13 protein-coding genes are annotated in these 20,415 nt (G+C 64.5%); 6 read left to right on the top strand and 7 right to left on the bottom strand.

The features are described from left to right. The coding region (locus IVA82_RS31110) for an IS1182 family transposase (protein ID WP_247493680.1) at window positions 1-1,332 on the top strand (1,332 nt) is incomplete at its 5' end. A 120-nt stretch (window positions 1,333-1,452) separates the two neighbouring features. Here IVA82_RS31110 and IVA82_RS31105 read toward each other — a convergent pair. Together IVA82_RS31105 and IVA82_RS31100 are read right to left on the bottom strand one after the other, a co-directional pair. Continuing rightward, window positions 1,453-5,049, bottom strand: a complete 3,597-nt coding sequence (locus tag IVA82_RS31105) for a PAS domain S-box protein (RefSeq protein WP_247389137.1) — start codon at window positions 5,047-5,049, stop codon at window positions 1,453-1,455. Next, complete coding sequence (locus IVA82_RS31100; RefSeq protein ID WP_247389136.1) at window positions 5,027-5,443, bottom strand: response regulator; 417 nt, start codon at window positions 5,441-5,443, stop codon at window positions 5,027-5,029. Before IVA82_RS31100 ends, IVA82_RS31105 begins: the two co-directional genes overlap by 23 nt. Before the next feature lie 262 nt (window positions 5,444-5,705). On the opposite strand from IVA82_RS31100, the gene araD reads away from it, so the two are divergent. Both araD and IVA82_RS31090 read left to right on the top strand, forming a co-directional pair. Beyond that, window positions 5,706-7,445 carry an L-arabinonate dehydratase gene (araD, locus tag IVA82_RS31095; RefSeq protein ID WP_247389135.1) on the top strand — a complete coding sequence of 580 codons (1,740 nt, stop codon included), beginning with the start codon at window positions 5,706-5,708 and terminating at the stop codon, window positions 7,443-7,445. Window positions 7,446-7,589: 144 nt separating this feature from the next. Beyond that, on the top strand, window positions 7,590-8,309 hold the full coding sequence (locus IVA82_RS31090) for a ribonuclease activity regulator RraA (protein WP_247389134.1): 720 nt from the start codon (window positions 7,590-7,592) through the stop codon (window positions 8,307-8,309). 249 nt (window positions 8,310-8,558) lie between these two features. Here IVA82_RS31090 and IVA82_RS31085 read toward each other — a convergent pair whose 3' ends face one another. Beyond that, entirely contained in the window at window positions 8,559-10,658 is a 2,100-nt protein-coding gene (locus IVA82_RS31085) for a S9 family peptidase (RefSeq protein WP_247387432.1), read from the bottom strand. 262 nt (window positions 10,659-10,920) lie between these two features. Between IVA82_RS31085 and IVA82_RS31080 the strand changes: the two genes are divergently transcribed. Both IVA82_RS31080 and IVA82_RS31075 read left to right on the top strand, forming a co-directional pair. Then, window positions 10,921-12,357 (top strand): MBOAT family O-acyltransferase, encoded by a 1,437-nt coding sequence (locus tag IVA82_RS31080; protein ID WP_247387431.1) that lies wholly within the window; start codon window positions 10,921-10,923, stop codon window positions 12,355-12,357. After that, complete coding sequence (locus IVA82_RS31075) at window positions 12,357-13,466, top strand: hypothetical protein (RefSeq protein ID WP_247387430.1); 1,110 nt, start codon at window positions 12,357-12,359, stop codon at window positions 13,464-13,466. Before IVA82_RS31080 ends, IVA82_RS31075 begins: the two co-directional genes overlap by 1 nt. A gap of 202 nt (window positions 13,467-13,668) precedes the next feature. Here the strand turns inward: IVA82_RS31075 and IVA82_RS31070 are convergent, their stop codons facing one another. The 3 genes from IVA82_RS31070 to IVA82_RS31060 all read right to left on the bottom strand — a co-directional run bounded on the left by IVA82_RS31070 (window position 13,669) and on the right by IVA82_RS31060 (window position 17,751). Next, on the bottom strand, window positions 13,669-14,856 hold the full coding sequence (locus IVA82_RS31070; protein ID WP_247387429.1) for an aminotransferase class V-fold PLP-dependent enzyme: 1,188 nt from the start codon (window positions 14,854-14,856) through the stop codon (window positions 13,669-13,671). Window positions 14,857-14,963: 107 nt separating this feature from the next. Next, window positions 14,964-15,704: a thermonuclease family protein gene (locus IVA82_RS31065; RefSeq protein WP_247387428.1), complete on the bottom strand. Its 741-nt coding sequence runs from the start codon at window positions 15,702-15,704 to the stop codon at window positions 14,964-14,966. A gap of 316 nt (window positions 15,705-16,020) precedes the next feature. Then, on the bottom strand, window positions 16,021-17,751 hold the full coding sequence (locus IVA82_RS31060; protein WP_247387427.1) for a hypothetical protein: 1,731 nt from the start codon (window positions 17,749-17,751) through the stop codon (window positions 16,021-16,023). Between the two features lie 423 nt (window positions 17,752-18,174). Here IVA82_RS31060 and IVA82_RS31055 point away from each other — a divergent pair, with 423 nt between their 5' ends. Beyond that, the gene (locus IVA82_RS31055; RefSeq protein WP_247387426.1) at window positions 18,175-19,023 is read left to right on the top strand and encodes a caspase family protein; all 849 of its coding nucleotides are present in this window, start codon (window positions 18,175-18,177) and stop codon (window positions 19,021-19,023) included. 248 nt (window positions 19,024-19,271) lie between these two features. On the opposite strand, the gene IVA82_RS31050 is transcribed toward IVA82_RS31055, so the two are convergent. Then, window positions 19,272-20,168, bottom strand: a complete 897-nt coding sequence (locus IVA82_RS31050) for an HlyD family efflux transporter periplasmic adaptor subunit (protein WP_247387425.1) — start codon at window positions 20,166-20,168, stop codon at window positions 19,272-19,274. Between the last annotated feature and the right edge of the window lie 247 nt (window positions 20,169-20,415).

Here is a 20,415-nt window from a genome sequence, read left to right as displayed (position 1 = left end):
GAGGCCGGGCGCAACCTCGAACTGATCTGGCTGATGAAGCAATTGGTGCCGGGCTATCGCACCATTGCCAATTTCCGCCGGGACAATTGGAAGGCGCTCAAGGCGACGAACCGGGAGTTTGTGCTGCTGATGCGCGAACTCGACCTTTTGGGCGGAGAGGTCGTGGCGATCGACGGGGCGTTTTTTGATGGCAACGCGAGCAAGGGGAGCATCAAGACGCAGCGCAAGCTTGCCAAGCGGCTGGCGGAGATCGAACGGGAGATCGAAGCCTATGGCGCCGCGCTGGATGCCAACGATAGTGCGGAGGCGGAACGTCCGCCGGCGGGACCGGAGGGGAACGGAGGCGGGGGCGGTGGTACCGGCGACGTCGCGCAGAAGGTCGCCGGATTGATGGCCAAACGCACGACCCTGAAGACCGATCTGGCGCAGCTGGAAGAGAGTGGCCAGACGCAGTTGTCGCGAACCGACAAGGACGCCCGCCTGTTATCGAAGAACGGTCAGGTGGTGGCGGGCTACAACGTTCAGATCGCCGTCGACGACAAGCACAAGCTGATCGCGGCGAGCGAGGTCGTCAACGACGGCAACGACACCGGTCAGCTTTACGACATGGCCAAAACCGCAAAGGACGAGCTTGGCGTCGAGACCCTGACGGCCCTCGCCGATACCGGCTACTACAACGGCAATACGCTCAAGGACTGCGAGGAGAACGGGATCGTGGCCTATGTTCCGCAAGCCAGGCGGACCGCGCGGCTGGAAGCGCAGGATCGTATCAGCCATGAAGCGTTCGCCTACGACGCCGAAGCCAATGTCTATCGCTGTCCCGCCGGCAAGCTCCTCAGCCCGACGGACGGCCGCAAGACCAACGGCAACCGGATTGAGATCCGGTATGTCAGCCGCAAGTCCGATTGCGACGCCTGCGCGCTGCGCGCGCGCTGTGTCTCCGTCAAGACACCGACGCGCACCGTCCAGCGCTGGGAGCATGAAGCCGTGCTGGAACGGCATCGCGCGCGGATGCAGGACGCCGACGGCCGAATGCGCCGCCGGGCCGAACTCGCCGAACACCCCTTCGGTACCCTCAAATGCCGCGCCGGCTACCGCCACTTCCTCGTCCGCGGCTTCGACAAGGTGCGCGGCGAATGGAGCCTGATGGCGCTCTGCTACAACCTCACCCGCGTGCTCAACATCCTCGGCTTCGACGGCCTCATGTCCTATCTGGCCGAACGCGCCGCAAACTGGGCGCTGTTACTGCCGACACTCCTCAAAGCCATTGTCAGCACGCTACAAACCCTCACGCCGCATCTCCGAGCTAAAATTCACCCGGTCTTCCAATAAAGCCCGGTACAAAGGGCAAACCGAATTCTTGCCCAGCCTCGTAGCGTAATCCGGGTCTTGTATCTGCGTCGGGACACGTCCCGGCTTGCGCTACCGCTCCATCCGGGCTACGGGCTCGCCTCACGCATTCAGCGCCTTGTGGATGATCCGTGCGAGATCCGACTTGCGATAGGGCTTTGCCAGCAGCAGAACGCCCGAATCCAGCCGACCGTGGTGGATGATCGCATTCTCGGTATAGCCGGACGTAAAGACCACCCTGAGATCGGGGCGCGTCTTCAACAGCTCGTCAGCAAGCTGCCGTCCATTCATCTTGCCGGGCATGATCACGTCGGTGAACAGCAGGTCAAACGGCTTTCCGGCGGCGACGATCGCGAGTGCCTCCGCGGCGTTTGCGGCCTGCAAGGTGACGTAGCCGAGCGAATGCAGCTGCGCCAGCACGTAGTCGCGCACCAGCCGGTCGTCCTCGACCACGAGGATCGTCTCATGCCCGCCCTCGACCGTTGACGGCGTCACGCCGTCGGCGACCGCGGTGGCGGTCTTGCCGGGCGGCAGATACATCTTGATCGTGGTGCCGTGACCTTCCTCGCTGTAGATCTTGATGTGGCCCGCGGACTGCTTGATGAAGCCGTAGACCATGGAGAGCCCGAGCCCGGTGCCCTTGCCGGGCCCCTTCGAGGTGAAGAAGGGGTCGAACACCCTGGGCAACATGTTGGTGGGGATGCCGGAGCCGGTGTCGCTCACGGCGATCAGCACGTAATGCCCGGGCGAGATGTCGTTGATACTGGCATAGACCTCGTCGAGATAGGCAGCGCCCGTCTCGACGATCAGCTTGCCGCCGCCGGGCATGGCGTCGCGGGCGTTGAGCGCGAGGTTGAGGAGCGCGGTTGTCAGCTGATTAGGATCGACGATCGCGACGCAGCTCTCGTCCTCGAACACGGATTCGATCTGGATCTGCTCGCCCAGCGTCGGCCGCAACAGCTTCGCGGTGTCGATGATCAGCGAGTTGATGTCGATCTCGCGCGGCTGCAGCGGCTGCTTGCGCGCAAACGCAAGCAGGTGCTGGGTCAGCTCGGCGCCGCGCCCGGCGGCCTCGTCGATCATCTTCGCGATCGCCGCAAGTTCCGGCTCCTTGGCCACCGCGTCAGCCAGGATCTCGATCGTTCCGGTGATGACGGTGAGGATGTTGTTGAAATCGTGCGCCACCCCGCCGGTGAGCTGGCCGACCGCCTCCATCTTCTCGGCATGGCGGATCCGCTCTTCGGCCGCGATCTTGTCGGTGAGGTCGCGGTAGAAGACGTTGAACAGGAGGCCGTCACGGCGCTTCAGCGCCGTGACGCTCAGCTCGGCCTTGAACTCCTTGCCGTCGCGGCGGCGGACCACGAGTTCGCGGCGGCGGTTGAGCGGGCTGCTCTGCCCGGACTCCAGGAAGCGTTGCAGACCCGCCCTGACCCGCTCGCGTTCGCTGGGGGCGACGATCAGGTCGATCGTGCTCTTGCCGAGCACCTCGTCGCGGTGCCAGCCGAACAGCTGCTCGGCTTGCGAGTTCCAGTTCAGGATTCTGCCGGTCGCGTCGGTCTGGACGAAGGCGTCGAGCGCGGTCTCGACGATGTCGTGGGCAAGCCGTTCGCTCTCGCGCAGGGATTCCTGCGCGAGCCGGGCCTCGGTCATGTCGCGCCCGACGAAGAAGAAGCGTTTGGCCGGCTCGGACCAATTGCCCAGCCAGGATAGCCAGACCTCATGCCCGTTCTTGTGGAAGCAGCGGGTATCGTCGAGCTTGGGGTGATCGCCGCGCCGCATCGCCCGCATCTCCTCGCGGGATTTCTCCAGATGATCGGGATGAATGAAGTCGGCGCCGCTGCGGCCGATCATCTCCTCCGGCCGGTAGCCGAGAATGGTTTCGCTGCTCGGGCTGATCTGCGCGATATGCCCGTGCGAGTCCATGACCATGATCAGATCCTGCGAGGCGTCAAAGATCTGCCGCCGCTCCTCGATCTGCTGCTGGAGCGCCCGCTCGGTCCGCCGCGCCTCGGTGAGGCTGCGGGCCGATCCGGAGGCGCCGACGATCTCACCCGACGGCCCCCTGATCGGGGAGAGGCTGAGCGAGATCTCGACCGGCGCGCCGTCCTTGCGCAGGCGCACCGTCTCGAAGCGTTCGATCGGCTCGCCCCGGGCGATCCGCCGCAAAATAACCTTGCCTTGCTCGCGGCGGTCGGGCGGGACAATGATCGAGGTGGATTTCCCGATCGCCTCGTCAGCCGCATAGCCATAGAGGCGTTCGGCGGCGGGATTCCAGCCCGTGATGACGGCATCGAGCGATTGCATCACGATGGCATCGTCGGATGATTCGACAGCGGCGCTGAACAAGCGCTCGCGCGTCGCATGATGGCTTCGCGCGGCCTCGGTGCGGCGATGCTCCTGGACCTCGCGTTCGAGAGCGGCAGTTTTTGCCCGCGTCTCTTCTACCATCTGGGCAAAAGCCCGGGCCAATACGCCGGTCTCGCCGCTGGCATCGACGGGAATGTCCGCCGGGCGTCCGCTGCCGATTGCCTCCACCGCCGCGGTCAGGCGCCCGATGGGGCGAGTCAATGAGCGCGCCAGCAGCACCGCGAGTGAGGCCGCGGCGAGGACGGCAAGCACGCCGACGAGCAAGGACGTCTTTTGAATGGCCGCCGGCACGCGGCCGAACACCGACGGAGGAACAGTCTCGATGATCGCGACCCATTCCTTGCCCGCAAGCAGCGCCGGCGCGATCGCCGCGCCGCTCGGCCGGCCCGACCCGTCGGTGACAAGCTGCGTGGATCCTTCCAGCGTGCCGGTCAGGCCGGCAAAAAATGGAAAGTCGTTGCGCCAATTGGTGGGGTGGCCTCGCACCGAGCCGAATTCTTGCGCGCGATCGGGATGGACGAGATAGTCGCCGTGCGAATTCACGACGTAGATCTCTCCCCCCGAGCCCGCGGCCGAACGGACGCGGTCGAGTGCCGGACGCATGTCGATATTGGCGATGATGATGCCGAACGGCTTGCCGTCCGGTGCGAACAGCGGCGTCGCGACACGCAAAGTCGGGGTGTGAAGGGCCGTTGTTCCGCCCTGGCGGGTGGCGAGATCGACTGCCGAGACGTAAATTTCGCCCGGCGCCAACCGAATTGTTTCCTGAAAATAGGCTCGCTCGCTCTTGCGCTCCAGTTCGCTGCTGGGGACGATCCGTACCGCTCCATTGGGGCCGGAGCGATCGACGCGGACCAGTTCGCGCTGGTCGTCGTCAAGACCGATGATTCGAAACTGTCCGTAGCTGGGTTTGGCCTCGATCTCGGCCGCGAGCCGCGCTGCAATGCGCTCGCGCCAGGTTTGCTCCGAAACGTTGTCAGTGGCGTCGATGCCGCCACCGATGTGAGCGCGGATCAGGCCATTGATGGCTGCGGCGGAGCGATAGCCGACCAGATCGCCGCGAGTTCCGGAAATGTAGGATTCAAGATTGTTGGCCCGCAGGCGCGACTGGGCCTCGATGCGCTCCAGGACCCGGGGAATGACCGCTTGGGTGAGGTTGCGATAGCCCAGCCAGCCGACCGCTGCCACGGTAACCGCCACCAGCAGGATCATCGCGATGGCCAGCCGCGTGGCGAGGGTCATGCCGATATTCGCATCGGTGCTCGAATCGCCGCGCCTGTTCTGGCCTGGAACAGAACGGACGTCCTCATCATCGGCGGCCGGTGCTGACATCGGAACCCTCCGGCTTGCCCGCGTCCAGGCAACCGTCGACAGCCGCAAGCAGTGCGTCGGCCCGGAATGATTTCTGCAAGCTCGCTATCGCCCCGAGCTTGGTCGCCATCTTCAGGAAGTCCGGCTCGGCATAGGCATCCGGCGTGACCGAGCGGCCGGAAATGACGATGATCGGAATAGCCGGCTGCTGCGCCCGGACGCGGCGCATGGTCTCCAACCCGTCCGTTCCGGGCATGAAGATGTCGATAAACAAGAGCTCGAACCGGCTGGTCTCGAACAGCGCCAGCCCACTGCGGCCGTGGGCGCCCGTCACGTGATGACCGGCACCCTCCAGGCGCGGCCGGATCGTCATCTGCACGGCCGGATCGTCATCCACGATCAGGATGTTGGCCAAATTCCAGTCCTCCGAGCCCGATGGGAGGTCCAATTCGGTTGAGAGATTCGATGCTTCAATGTGAAATTGTTGCGCGGATTCCGCCCGGCCCGCAAGCGCTTCGCGACCGGCCGCAAGTCCGCCGGGCTCGTTATTGCATTGCACCGGTACATATGCACGTCTGTGAGCATAGCAGAGACCCGTTTCCCACCACCCCGGCGTCTTGCGAGGGATGGATCGCCTGTGGGAAGAGCAGGGCGGATCCCCGGACGGACAAGGAAAAATGACCACCAGGAAGAAAACACCCGACCAGCTCCGCAGCGCGCGCTGGTTCGCGCCCGACGATCTCCGCTCGTTCGGCCACCGCTCGCGCACCATGCAGATGGGTTACGCGCCCGAGGAGTGGAAGGACCGCCCGATCATCGCGATCCTCAACACCTGGTCGGACGCCCAGCCCTGCCACATGCATTTCAAGTCGCGCGTCGACGACGTCAAGCGCGGCGTCCTCATGGCCGGCGGCCTGCCGCTGGAACTGCCGGCGCTGTCGCTGTCGGAATCGCTACTCAAGCCGACCACGATGCTCTATCGCAATCTGCTGGCGATGGATGCCGAGGAGCTGCTGCGCAGCCATCCCGTCGACGGCGTGGTGCTGATGGGCGGCTGCGACAAGACCACGCCGGCGCTGCTGCTCGGCGCCACTTCGATGAACATCCCAGCGATCTATCTGCCGGCAGGTCCCATGTTGCGCGGCAACTGGAAGGGCAAAACGCTGGGCTCGGGTTCCGACGGCTGGAAATATTGGGACGAGCGGCGCGCCGGAAAGATCTCCGACAAGGACTGGCTCGATATCGAAGCCGGCATCGCCCGCAGCTACGGCACCTGCATGACCATGGGCACGGCCTCGACCATGACCGCCATCGCGGAAGCGATCGGCATGACGCTGCCGGGCGCGTCCTCGATTCCGGCCGCGGACGCCAACCACATCCGCATGGCTTCGGAATGCGGCCGCCGCATCGTCGAGATGGTCTGGGAGGATCTGACGCCGAAGGCGATCCAGACGCGCAAGGCGTTCGAGAATGCGATCGTGGTTGCCATGGCGATGGGCTGTTCGACCAACGCGATCATCCATCTGATTGCCCAGGCCCGCCGCGCCGGCCAGGACATCGGGCTCGATGATTTCGAGATCGCGAGCCGCAAGGTGCCTGTCATCGCCAACGTCCGACCGAGCGGCGATGCTTATCTAATGGAGGACTTCTTCTATGCCGGCGGCCTGCCGGCGCTGATGGGCCAGATCAAGCCGCATCTGCATCTCGATTGCATCACCGTCACCGGAACGACTCTCGGGGAAAACATCGCGCACGCCGAAGTGCATAATGACGACGTGATCCGCTCAGTCGACAATCCCATCTACAAGGAGGGCGCGCTCGCCGTGCTCAAGGGCAACCTCGCGCCCGACGGCTGCGTCATCAAGCCGAGCGCCTGCGAGACGCGTTTCCTCAAGCACACCGGACCCGCGCTGGTGTTCGACGACTATCCGTCGATGAAGAAGGCGGTCGACGATCCCAATCTCGATGTCACCGCCGACCACATTCTGATCCTGCGCAATGCGGGGCCGCAGGGCGGGCCGGGCATGCCGGAATGGGGCATGCTGCCGATCCCGACCAATCTCGTGAAGCAGGGCGTGCGCGACATGGTGCGCATCTCGGACGCGCGCATGAGCGGGACCAGCTACGGCGCCTGCATCCTTCACGTCGCGCCAGAGTCTTACGTCGGCGGTCCGCTCGCCCTGGTGCAGAACGGCGACCGCATCACGCTCGACGTCGCCGCGCGCACCATCAATCTCGACGTATCGGAGGCCGAGCTCGCAAAGCGCCGTGCCGCCTGGAAGGCGCCCGAGCGCCGCTTCGAGCGCGGCTATGGCTGGATGTTCACGAAGCACATCAAGCAGGCCAATGACGGCTGCGACTTCGACTTCCTGGAGACCGATTTCGGCGCGCCGATAGGCGAGCCGTCCATCTACTGACGCTGTCGTTCCGGGGCGATGCGAAGCATCGAGCCCGGAACCCATTTCACCGCGGCATTTGCGGCCCGATGGATTCTAAGATGCGCAATTGCGCATCTTAGCTCGCGCTGCGCGCGCCCCCGGAATGACAAGAGAGGGTACACCATGACCAAACTCACCGAAGCTACCCGCAATAAGCTCAAGACCGTCTCAACCGCCACCGTCGCCACTGCATTGTTCAAGCGCGGCCTGCGCATCCAGATGATCCAGGATGTGCACCCGCTCGGCCCGGACCAGCCGACCATGGTCGGCGAGGCCTTCACGCTGCGCTACATGCCGGCGCGCGAGGACCTCAACACTATCGAGGTGTTTCGCGATCGCGGCCATCCGCAGCGCAAGGCAGTCGAGGATTGCCCGGCAGGCAGTGTGCTGGTGATGGACAGCCGGAAGGACGCGCGCGCGGCCTCCGCCGGCGCGATCTTGGTAACGCGGCTGATGAAGCGCGGCGTCGCCGGCGTCGTCACCGACGGCGGCTTTCGCGATTCCGCTGAGATCGCCAAGCTCGGCTTCCCCGCCTTCCACCACCGCCCGAGCGCGCCGACCAACCTGACGCTGCACCACGCCATCGAGATCAACGCCCCGATCGGTTGCGGCGACGCGCCGGTGTTTCCCGGCGACGTCATTCTCGGCGATGCCGACGGCGTCATCGTGATCCCCGCCCATCTCGCCGATGAGATCGCCAATGAAACCTTCGAGATGACTGCGTTCGAGGATTTCGTCACCGAGGAAGTGAACAAGGGCCGCGGCATCTTCGGCCTCTATCCCGCCACCGATCCGCAGACGCTGACCGATTTTGCGGCCTGGCGGAAGGCGAAGGGAAGATAGACCCGATGCGGACCCGTAGCCCGGATGGAGCGCCGCGATCCGGTAACGACTCATCTTCTCGGCGCCCGGCATCATTATCCCCAGCTGCCACTTCGCTTTGCTCAGTTCGAAAGCCAAGTAAATCGTGGCATACTCGCTTCCGGCGGGTGCGTCAGTGTGATCAGTACGCATCGTTGATCCTCCAGGGTGAGTTGGTGGTCACAAACTCAATTTACCCCTGACCACCTGCCACCCCATAGGATCTACAAGTTACGCCTCCGCCATCCCCGCTGCCCACAGCGCAAACGCATACACGACCGCGACTTCGTCGAGCCGGTTGAAGCGCCCCGACGCGCCGCCGTGGCCGGCGCCCATGTTGGTGCGGAGCAGGACCGGGCCGCCGCCGCGCATGGTGGCGCGCAGGCGCGCGATCCATTTCGCCGGCTCCCAATAGGTCACGCGCGGGTCGGTCAAGCCGCCCATCGCCAGGATCGCCGGATACTCTTTCGCCGCGACATTGTCGTAAGGCGAGTAGGACAGGATCGTCTCGAAATCCTTCTGGCTCTCGATCGGGTTACCCCACTCCGGCCATTCCGGCGGCGTCAACGGCAAGGTGTCGTCGAGCATGGTGTTGAGCACGTCGACGAACGGCACCTCGGCGACGATGCCGGCGAACAATTCGCCGGCACGGTTGACGACCGCGCCCATCAGCATGCCGCCGGCCGAGCCGCCATGGCCGACGATGCGCTTTGCGCTGGTGTAGTTCGCAGCGATCAGCGCGCGTGCGCTGGCGGCGAAATCGTCAAAGCTGTTGGTCTTCTTCTCGCGCTTGCCATCGAGATACCAGCCCCAGCCCTTGTCGGCACCGCCGCGGATATGGGCGATGGCGTAAACGAAGCCGCGATCGACCAGCGACAGACGGTTGGCATTGAAAGAGGCCGGCATCGCCATGCCGTAGGAGCCGTAGCCGTAGAGCAGCAGCGGCGCCGAGCCGTCGAGCTTGATCCCGCGCCGATACAGGATCGACACCGGCACCTCGGCGCCGTCCTGTGCCTTCGCCATGATGCGCGTGGTGACGTAGTCGGCGGCATTGTGGCCGGAGGGAATCTCCTGGCGCTTGCGCAAGGTGCGCGTGCGCTTGGCCATGTCGTAGTCATAGACTTCCGACGGCGTCGTCATCGACGAATAGGCGAAGCGTAAATTCGTCGTGTCGAATTCGTAGGAGCCCATCGTGTCGAGCGAATAGGCCGCTTCGTCGAAGGCGATCGCGTGCTCCTCGTTGTCAGCGAGGTCGCGGATCACGATTGCCGGCAGCGCATTGGCGCGCTCCAGCCGCACCAGGTGACCGGCATAGAGATCGAAATCGATGATGTAGATGCCGGGGCGGTACGGAATCAAATCGCGCCAGTTCTTGCGCTCGGGAGAGGCGAGCGGCGCCGTGACGATCTTGAAGTCGATGGCGTCGTCGGCATTGGTGAGGATGAAGAGTTCATCGCCGCGGTCGCCAAGCGAATATTGCACGCCGTCCTCGCGCGCTGCGACCAGCCGCGGCGGCGCCTCGGGATGTTCGAGATCGATCAGCCGCTGCTCCGACGTCTCGTGGTCGCCGCCGGCGATCACGCAGAAGCGGCCACTGGTGCTCTCGTGCAGATGGGTGAACCAGCCAGAATCCTGCTCCTCATAGACCATGGTGTCGTCGGCCTGCCTGGTGCCGAGCCGGTGCCGCCACACCTGCATCGGCCGGTGATTGTCGTCGAGCTTCACATAGAAGAAGCTTTTGCAATCCTTACTCCAGACCATGCCGCCGTCGGTCTCCTCGACGACATCGTCAACATCCTTGCCCGTCGCCCAATCGCGCACCCGGATCGAGAAATATTCCGAGCCCTTGGTGTCTGCGCTCCAGGCTTGCAGCTTGTGGTCGGGCGAGTGCCGGCTGCCGCCGAACTTGAAATATTTGTGGTCTTTTGCAAGCGCATCGCCGTCGAGCACGATATGGCCATCGCCGCCGTCGCGCGGCATGCGGCCGAACAATTCATGCTGCCCGCCCTCCCGGAATTTGCGAAAGTAGGCGAACTGGCCATCCGGCGACGGCACGCTGGAATCGTCCTCCTTGATACGCCCGCGCATCTCGCGGACCAGCGTCTTTTGCAGCGCTCCGGTGTGGCCGAGCAGGCTCTCTGTGTAGACGTTCTCTTCGTCAAGGTATTTGCGGATGTCGGGATCGAGCACGCCGGGATCGCGCAGCACCTCCTGCCATTTGTCGTCCTTCAGCCAGGCATAGTCGTCGCTCACGGTGATGCCGTGCCGCGTGAAGGAATGCGGCCGGCGCGGGGCGATTGGGGGCTGGGAAGGCGTTTTGGCTTGTGTCACTCGGTCCTCGTTGCGTCTCGCCGGGCCCCAGCTCCTCATGCGCGGGCTTGACCAGCGCATCCATCAAAGACGATTCCGTAAGCGATGGATTGCCGGGTCAAGCCCGGCGATGACGGCCGTAGGAGGCGGCAGGTCGCGCATAATATGGCGACGAGCGCGCGAATTGCCAGCGCGGCTGTGCCGAGGACTGCGCCAAGTCGCCGGGTTGTTGATGGGTCTCTTGTATGCTTTAGGGGCATGTCCCCGCCGCCGGTCCAGCCTGATGCTGTTCAATTCCTATCCGTTCATCTTGCTGTTCCTGCCGGCCGTGCTGGTCGGGTACTTCTGGCTCGGGCGACGCAGCAATCTGACCCAGGTAATCTGGCTGACGGCCGCCTCGCTCGCCTTTTACGCCATCGGTAATTGGCAATTCGCAGGCTTGTTGCTGGCCTCGATCGCCTTCAACTATGGCGTCGGCTATCTCCTGATCGCGGCGGAAGTCATCCCCTCGCAGCGCCGGGTGGCACTTGCCCTGGGCGTTGCCGGCGATCTGCTCGTGCTCGGCATCTTCAAATATGCCGGCTTCGCCGCCGACAATCTCAATGCGCTGCTCGGCACTCATGTCGCGGTCCACATCCTGCTGCCGGTCGGCATTTCCTTCTACACATTCACCCAGATCGCGTTCCTGGTCGATGCTTATCGCGGCCAGGTCGCGGCCTATGCGCTGCCGCACTACGCGCTGTTCGTGACCTACTTCCCGCATCTGATTGCCGGACCGATCCTCCATCACAAGGACATGATCCCGCAATTCGAGCGGGAAAAGCCGGAGCATCCCGACCCGCATCTGATCCTGTGCGGCATGATCATCTTCGCGATCGGCCTGTTCAAGAAGACCTGCCTCGCCGACGGCATCCAGCCCCTGGTCGCGCTCGCCTTCGACGCGCGTTCGCCGAGCTTCGACCAGGCATGGCTCGGCGCTCTCGCCTACACGTTTCAACTCTATTTCGATTTCTCCGGCTATTCCGACATGGCGATCGGCATATCGCTGATGTTCGGTATCTTCCTGCCCATCAACTTCAACTCGCCCTACAAGGCCACCAGCATCGTCGAGTTCTGGCGCCGCTGGCACATGACGCTGTCGCAATTTTTGCGCGACTATCTCTACGTCCCGCTCGGCGGCAACCGCCGCGGCCGCGCGCTGCGCTATATCAATTTGATGCTCACGATGCTGCTCGGCGGGCTCTGGCACGGCGCGGCCTGGACCTTCGTCGTGTGGGGCGCGCTGCACGGCGCCTATCTCTGCATCAATCACGCCTTCAATGCGCTGTTGCCCAACATCCCGTCGCCCCTTGCGCGCCCAGCCTGCGTCGCGGGGGCCGTGCTGACTTTCGTCGCCGTCGTCGTCGCCTGGGTGTTCTTCCGCGCCGAACGGGTCGATTGGGCGATGCGAGTTATCGGCGCCATGGCGGAGCCTTCGAACATTGCCTTCGGCCGCGAGGAGATCGTGGCCCTCGTCATGGTATCGATCTATGCTGCGCTGGTGTGGCTGGCGCCGAATACGCAAGAGATCATGGGCTACGATCACCGCAATCGCAGCGTCGGCGACGACTTGCGGGCAGGACGGATGCGGCCGCTGTTTCTTTATGGCGCGTCACTAGTGCTCGCGTTCGGAATTCTCGGCATCCAGAGCCACAGCGAATTCATCTATTTCCGGTTCTGATGCGGGGCACCTTCACCAATTTGAACCGTCTTCTCCTCGCCAGCGCGGTGTGCGTGCTGGGCGCGGCTGCGCTCACCTTCGTCGTCGACCCGCTGCAGCTGCTGCGTCCATCGCGCCTCGTCGCGGCCTTCTATTCCGACGACACGCGCGTTCAGAATGCCGGGCTGATTCGCAGCCAGTCGTTCGACACGGCGTTCATCGGTTCATCGCTCGCGATCCATTTCCGCCAGAGCGACATCGACCGCGCGCTTGGCGTTCATTCGCTCAAGCTGGCGATGACTGGGTCCAATTCACGCCAGCAGGGATTTGTGCTGGAGCATGCGATCGGCCGCGGCGCTCGGCGCGTGATCTGGGAAATGGACGACTGGATCTTCGTTGATGCGCCCGACATCGACGCCGATCCCTATCTGTCGGCCGATCTCTATCGCGGGACGACAAAGGGGATCGCGAGCTATCTGTTCAGCGCCGCGATGGCAAAGGAATCCTTGTTCGCGGTGGTGCGATCGATTCCGCCGCTGCGGCAGCCGCTGACCGCGGCGGCGCCGTTTCTCCCGGTCAAGTTTGCACTGTCCGATGTCGACGACATCTACGCGCTGCCGCGGGACTTCGACCTTGCGCGCGCCTACAACGCACGGCGATCATTTGCCGCCTTCGCCTATATCACCGATCCCGTGCGCAGCCGCTTTCTCGGCGAAGGCTATGGTTATGACGCCATGGTGCGGCATTTCGAGCGCGACGCGGTCGGGCTGATCGCGCGCCGTCCGGACGTGACCTTCGACATCTACTTCCCGCCCTATTCGATCCTGCAATTCGTCGCCATGCGCGAAGCCTCACCGGCGACACTGAAGATCGTCTACGATCTCACGGCCCTGATTGCGCAGCGCCTGACGCAGCTTCCCAATGTGCGCCTCCACGATTTCCGCGCGATCAGGGAGGTGACCCACGACCTCGGCAATTACGGCGACGTCATACACCATTCGCCGGCGGTCGATGCGAAGGTGTTGGCGTGGCTGGCGAGCGGGCAATACCGGGTCGATCCAAAGACGGCGCTCACGTCACTCGATGCGCTGAAAGAGCATGTCGAGGCGTATCGGATAAATCAGCCGTAGCGATGTCGTCCCGGACAAGCGCGCCCTCAAGCGCGCGCCGATCCGGGACCCATAACCACAGGAAGTAGTTATGACGCGAGCTGATAACTCCGAGTCTTCGCCAAACGACATCCTGTGGTTATGGGTCCCGGATCGGCGCTCCGTCTGACAACGCTACGCGTTGCCAGATTGCGCTTGTCCGGGACGACAGCGGAGTGCTGAGTTACACTGCCACCTCTTCGCCGAGATACGACACCGCGGCCTCGAGGCCGCCCTTGCCGTGCGGGATCTTCAGCGCATTCAACCCGATCTCGATGACGCCGAGCGTGCCGAGCAGCATTGGCGCATTCACATGGCCCATATGGGCGATGCGAAAAGCCTGGCCGGAGAGATCGCCGATGCCGGTGCCGAGCACCACACCGCACTTCTCCTTGCAATAACGTTGCAGAAGCGCCGGATCATGGCCGTTGCTCATGGTCACCGTGGTGACGGTGTTGGAGCGCTCGCTGGCTTCGGCGACATTGAAGCCGAGCACCTGGCCTTTCGACCACATGGCAACAGCGCGGCGCGCTGCTTCGCTGAGCAGGCTGTGGCGGCGGAAGGCGTTCTCCAGCCCTTCCTCGTGCAACAGGTCGATCGCCTGGCGCAGCGCGAACAGCAGATGCACCGGCGCGGTGCCGGCATATTTGCGATAGTGCTCGCCGCCCTCGCGCTCGCTCCAGCTCCAATAGGGCGTGCTCATGTTGGCCGTCTTGTGTACTTCCAGCGCGCGCGCATTGGCGGCGACGAAACCGAGGCCGGGCGGCGTCATCAGGCCCTTCTGCGAGCCGGACATCGCGACGTCGATGCCCCATTTGTCCATCTCGAACGGCATGCAGCCGAGCGAGGCAACGGTGTCGACCATGTACAGCGCCGGATGTCCGCTCGCCTGGATCGCCTTGCCGATCGCCTCGATGTCGTTCTGCACGCCCGATGCGGTGTCGACCTGGACGACGACGACGGCCTTGATCGTGTGCTCCTTGTCGCGGCGCAAGCGCTCTTCGACCTCGTGCGGCCGCACCGCGCGGCGCCAGTCGCCCTTGAGCACCTCGACCTCGGCGCCCATCAGCGCCGCCGCATGGCCCCAGCCGATCGCGAACCGCCCGCTCTCCAGCACCAGCACCTTGTCGCCGCGCGACAGCACGTTGCTCAGCGCCGCTTCCCAGGCGCCGTGGCCGTTGGCGATGTAGATGTAGGACTTGCCCTTGGTCGCAAACAGATTCGAAATGTCGCGAAGCAGGCTCTCGGTCAGATCGGTCATCTGCTTGGAGTAGATGTCGATCGCCGGACGATGCATCGCCTGCAGCACCTCGTCGGGCATGGTGGTGGGCCCGGGGATGGCCAGAAATTCCCGGCCCGCGCGAACGGTCATTGCTGTTGGTCCTTGTGTCGTGAAGACGGTCTGGAGGATTGATGACTTATGTTTCTACGCGTTGGAGGCGCCCAAGAAAAGCACGCAAAACGCAGGTCTGAGGTGGGTTATCGCTTCGTCTCGCGGCAGCCGGCGGCCTCCGCCTCATCGACCGAGCAGAACCAGCGGGTGCCCTTGCTGATCTTCATCTTGATCTGGGTGTACCAGCGGCTGTTCGGGGTGTGGTAGATGCATTCGCCGGCGCTGTTGACGTTGCCCTTGATGGTGCAGTCGGGCGAGGGCGCGACCGGCCCCGAGGCCGAGGCGAGCAGCACCGAATGCGCGCCATCAGGCGGCTTGGTGGCGCCCAGGATGGTGGTCTTCTTGTTGCGCACGCGCCAGTCCCATGGCGCGATGAAGGCGCCCTGCCACATCCCAGCCTTTGCCTCGCGCGCGGCAGCCTCGTCGGCATCGTAGTCGTGGGACATGCGGGCGTAGGCGAGCGCCCAGCCGCTCCGCACCAGCCATTTCTGGATATCCTCGCCGCCGACCTCGCAGCGGGCCACGGTGCGGCCGCGCCGGTCGATCGCGCGGGCATGACAGACCCAGTTCTTGCCCTCGGTGTACTTGGCGAGCTCGTCGCGCGCAGCCGCGCCGCAGGTCCAGCGCTCGCCCTTGGTGTTGAGGCAGAGCTGATCGGACGACGGCGCATCGATGCCGCCGAGCCGGATCCGATTGTTGCCGATCAGGACAGAATCGCCGTCGCGGACCTTTGCGGTCCCGGTGATGTCGGCGGCCTGCGCCAGCGACGGCAAGCCGGGCAAAGATAAGGCGAGCAGTGACAGCGCAATCAGGAATTTTCGCAACATGCCGGTCCGCGTGTGAAGAAAATCTCGATAAGCCCCGCAATTGTGGTCGGCTTTGGGCCGCCCGGCCAGCGCCTGCCTCACAGACAGGCTTTCAACTTCCCGTCATTGCGTCACGGACGTACTTACCCTCCCCTGGAGGGGAGGGTCGATCGCGCGCAGCGCGAGCGGGGTGGGGTGACGGTCCCTCCGCGACGAACAGTGCCCGAGTGGAGAGATCACCCCACCCCGTCACGCAATCTCGCTTTGCTCGATCGCGAGCCGACCCACGAGCAAGCTACGCTCGTCTCGGACCCCTCCAGGGGAGGGTAAGAGGCAGCTACCCCCGCCCCATCATCGCCCGCCGCGCCACTGCCAGTCCCATCAGCACGAACGCCGATGTCACCTCCGGCCCGCCCACCAAAATTCGCGTCGGCGTCTTCATCTTGTTCCACTCATAGGCGCGGAACGGGCCGCGTCGGCCGCCCTCGCCGAGGCTAGCGACGATCACGTTCAGCGCCGGCGCAAAGGCACGCGGGTCGGCGCCGAGATGACCGAGTGCGATCAGAGCCAGCGCCGCGTCAAACACGTTCATCTCGGCGGCCATCAGCTCGCCCTGAACGTAGGAAAGCACGCGGTGACGGATGAAATCGAAGGCGCCGTCGGGGTCGATCGCGGCCTGCGCTGCGAGCGGCAGCGCCAGGAACGCGGCATAGCAGCGGCCGAAATAGGCGCTGTAGAGTTCCGGCAGATAGTAGATGTGCGAGCGCGGATTGGCGAAGGCGCCGCTTGCGGCCAGCCGCTTCTGAAAGCCGATGATGCGATGCACGGTCGCAAGCCGCGCCGGCGTCTCCAAGACCTTCCAGCGCGAGAGGTTGCGAAAGCTCACCTCGAGAATGTCGAGATTGAGCGTCGGATCGAGATCGTTGCCATAGGGCCGCTCGCCCCCGAGATTGTCGATCCAGGTGGCAACGCCGCCTTCGTAGTCGATATTGTCGTTGAGCGGCACGGTCACGCGCGGCTCGTTCACGCCCGCGCGCACCTGATAACCGGCATAGAAATCCAAGAGCGGCTGGTCGAGAATCGGATCGGTGCAGCCGGCCTGGGTCGCCGCGGAGATCGAGCAGGCCGTGGTGTCGCAATCCGGCACGTAGACGCCGAAGCCGAGCTCCTGCTTGATCTGGGCGAAAAAGCGGTAAAATCGCGGATGCGGCGCCGGCGCCAGCGCGGTGATGACGTCAAAGCGCGCGCCGTCGCTGCCCTGAACCTCTTCGCGGCTGATGTTGACGCAGAAATCGACCATGGCGGCAATGGCGCGCTTCGCCGCGATCGCGTCGGTGGGCGAGGCGAGCCCGGTCTCGACATAGCCGAGCAGCGCTTCGATGAAGAATGCGTCGTAATAGGCCGAGCGGTGGCGGATCTGCACCGGCTCCCACATCGGTTCGGCAATGCCCTTCCAGGGCGGATTGACGACGGCGCGCGCGGGCGAGCGCGCGATGAAGACGCGGGCGAGGTTGAACAGCAGCGACGAATTCTTGTAGCCGCGCGCGTTCAAGCCGGTCAGCGCCATGATCAGCTCGCGCCCGCGGAAGTCGGGATCGCCGATCAGGTTGAAGGCGGCATAGGTCGGCAGGAAGTCGTTGCGGCGATAGGAACCCAGCAGGTGCTGTGCGCAGTCGTGGATCACGCTGTCGATCTGCGCCTGTGCCGGCATGGCGCCGACAAAGGGCGCTGGCGGCGGCTTGGGATGACCGAGCGCGATGGTGTCGACGAGGTCGGCGACGGGCTGGCCGGCGATTGCCCAGTCGGGCTCGGCATCGTCGCGGACGCGGACCAGCGCCTCGCGCAGCCGCCTCAGCTTGGCCTCGTCACGCAGTTCGGGCAGTCCGGCACGGCGCAGCAGCACCCGCAGGGCGGGATTGCCGAGCGCGGTCTTGTAGAATTTGGCCAGATGCGGATCGCCGCTGGCTCGGCCCGACAATACGGGATCGCAGACGTCGTAAAGCGAGGGGCCGTCCTTGCGCGCCGTCAGCGCCCGGCAGGCGGCGCTGGCAAAATAATGAAAGCTCATGAAATACCTGGTCGCGGGGCCTTGGCCGAGGGCCGGCCGGCATGCTCCCAGCTGCACGCCGCCCCCGCAAGTCTTTGAAAAAACTACCCGGATTCGCAGGAAATTCAAATGTGACGAGGGTCACGGAAAATCCGGCACGAGGACTGCATGATGAGGGCGATGACAAGGGGGTGGCGATGAAAAAATATGCAGATTGCGGGCGTTGGATTGGCTAATGGGTTCAGCTACTTAGTTCAAATTTTGGGCAATCTCTTGCCGGGGGACCTATATCCGGTTAAGGGTTTGTTTGGTGCGGCGCCGCAAATTGCGCGCAATTCGGGGGCACATCCCCGGCCAATCCCTCAAACCAAAAGCCGCCATCGCGCTACTCAAGCAGTGTGCGCGCGCTTGGCTGGTCTTTGGCACTGACAGGAACGAACCGAGATGAATGTAAGGCAGCTCGATCTCTCACGACGCACGATTGCGGTCGCCGCGGCCCTCATCGGCACGGTGTCGCTGGCGATCGGCGCCCATGCTGCGCTCAACATGCGTGCAATCGATGCCGCCAGGGCCGTCACCACCGACCAGATCACGGGCTCGATCGGCCATGCCTCGCGTCTGGCGCTGGTCATCGGCAATGGCCACTATCCCGACGCCAGCGCGCCGCTGACGCAGTCGATCAACGATGCCCGCGCGCTGTCCTCGGCGCTGCGCAAGAACGGTTTTGACGTCGACATGGTGGAAGACGCCAGCAAGGACGACATGGTTCGCGCCGTCAACCGCCTGAAGTCCCGGATCAAGCACGATACCGTGGTCATGCTGTTCTTCGGCGGCTATGGCGTGCAGGCCGGCCGCGAGAGCTACATGCTGCCGGTCGATGCCGTGATCTGGAAAGAGAGCGACGTCCGCCGCCACGGCGTCTCCATCGACGGCGTGCTCGAGATGATGAAGGAGCAGGGCGCCAAGGCCAAGCTCGTCGTCGTCGATGCCTCCCGCCGCAATCCCTATGAGCGCCGCTTCCGTTCCTACAGCCACGGCCTGGCGCCGATCGGCACGCCCGACAATGCGCTGATCCTCTCCTCGGCGTCGCCCGGCAAGGTCGCCGACGACGGCAAGGGCGAGCACAGCACGCTGGTCAGCGAGCTTCTCAACAACCTCGATGCCCAGGCCAGCGCCGAAAGCGTCTTCAACAAGACCCGCGTCGCCATCTCCCGCGCCTCCGAAGGCGACCAGGTCCCGACCGTGTCCTCGTCGCTGCTCGAAGACGTCCGCCTCAGTGAGGCCGGCGGCTAGTTCTTGCTTGGTAGGGTGGGTTAGCGAAGCGTAACCCACCACTTCTCTCTACGCACAAAGAAAAGAGATGGGTTACGCCAGCGGATTGCGCTTCGCGCAGCCGCAGAGCCAACCCCACCCTACGAACGATGTGCCTGGCGCACATCTGCCCCCACATCATCATTGCGAGCGCAGCGAAGCAATCCAGAGTCCCTCCGCGGAAAGATTCTGGATTGCTTCGCTGCGCTCGCAATGACGATCGGAGTTGACTACTTCACCGCTTCCGCGCTCGCCATCACCGGGCGCACCGGATCGCCTTCGCGCAGCAGCGCGCCGGCGCGGGCGACGACGATGTCGCCTTCGTTGAGGCCGTCACGGACCTCGATATTGCCGCCCGACATCAGTCCGACCTCGACGCGCTTGGTCTCGACGCGATTGCGGCGGATCACCTGCACCACGGTGCCGGCGGACGAATATTGCACGGAGGTCAGCGGCACCGCGACGTTGCAGCTCTGCCCGGTCTTGATCAGCGCGCGTCCGCTTGCGTTCAGCAGCAGCCGCTTCTGCGACGAGATGCCGATATAGACCAGGCCCTGCTGAATGTTCGGCTCGACCGTCGGCCCGATGCGGCGCACCTTGCCGTCCATATCGCCCGCGCCGGCGATGCGCACGGTCGCCGGCTGATTGACCGCAAGCCTCCTGATGTCGCTGGTCGCCACCAGGCCGACGAGATCATATTCGCTGCGCGCCACGATCGTGAACAGCGCCTCGCCCTTGGCCGAGGCGAGTCCGCCGATCTGCGCCGTCGACGTGGCGATGATGCCGGCCACCGGCGCTGCGACCTGGAGCGTGCCGCCTTCGGGCAGCGCCAGCCGTGCCAGCAACTGGCCGGCCGTGGTGGTGTCGCCGGCTTCCGCCAGCACCTCCGTCACCTTGAGCCCCGGCCGCTCCGGCCGCACCGAGGTCTCCTCGCGTGCGACGATCGTGCCGGTGGCTTCGACGATGTCCGAGAAACAGGATTTTGCCGCCTTCAGCACCGTGACCGCCGGCCCCTTGGGCGCATCCTTGGGCTCATCGGCGGCAGGCGCGGGCTGGGCGGACAGCATCAGCAGTCCGGCGAGTGCAACGAGTTTTTGGAAAAAGCAACGCGCAGGCAATGGACGCATGGGTCATTCCGGTTGGCCGCAAGGCCTTCATCGATAGCAGAAGCGGTCGCGGCCGGCCATGGGCGGGCAAGGGCCAAAGATGCCGCAGCGGACGGCGCGATGCCGCCCGTTGAATTAGTCGCGGAAATGAAGATGAGGTTCGCCGCTCTTACCCTCCCCCTCCAGGGTAGGGCAATCGCATATGGGTGCACGATGCGGCGACATCGGCAGCGGGCTCCCTCTCCCGCTTGCGGGGGAGGGTTGGGGT

The organism is Bradyrhizobium sp. 142 (assembly GCF_023074015.1).
In the GTDB taxonomy this organism is placed as follows: Bacteria; Pseudomonadota; Alphaproteobacteria; order Rhizobiales; family Xanthobacteraceae; genus Bradyrhizobium.
Note: the sequence above shows the minus strand (reverse complement) of the source record. Positions and strands in the feature narration are given on the sequence as shown.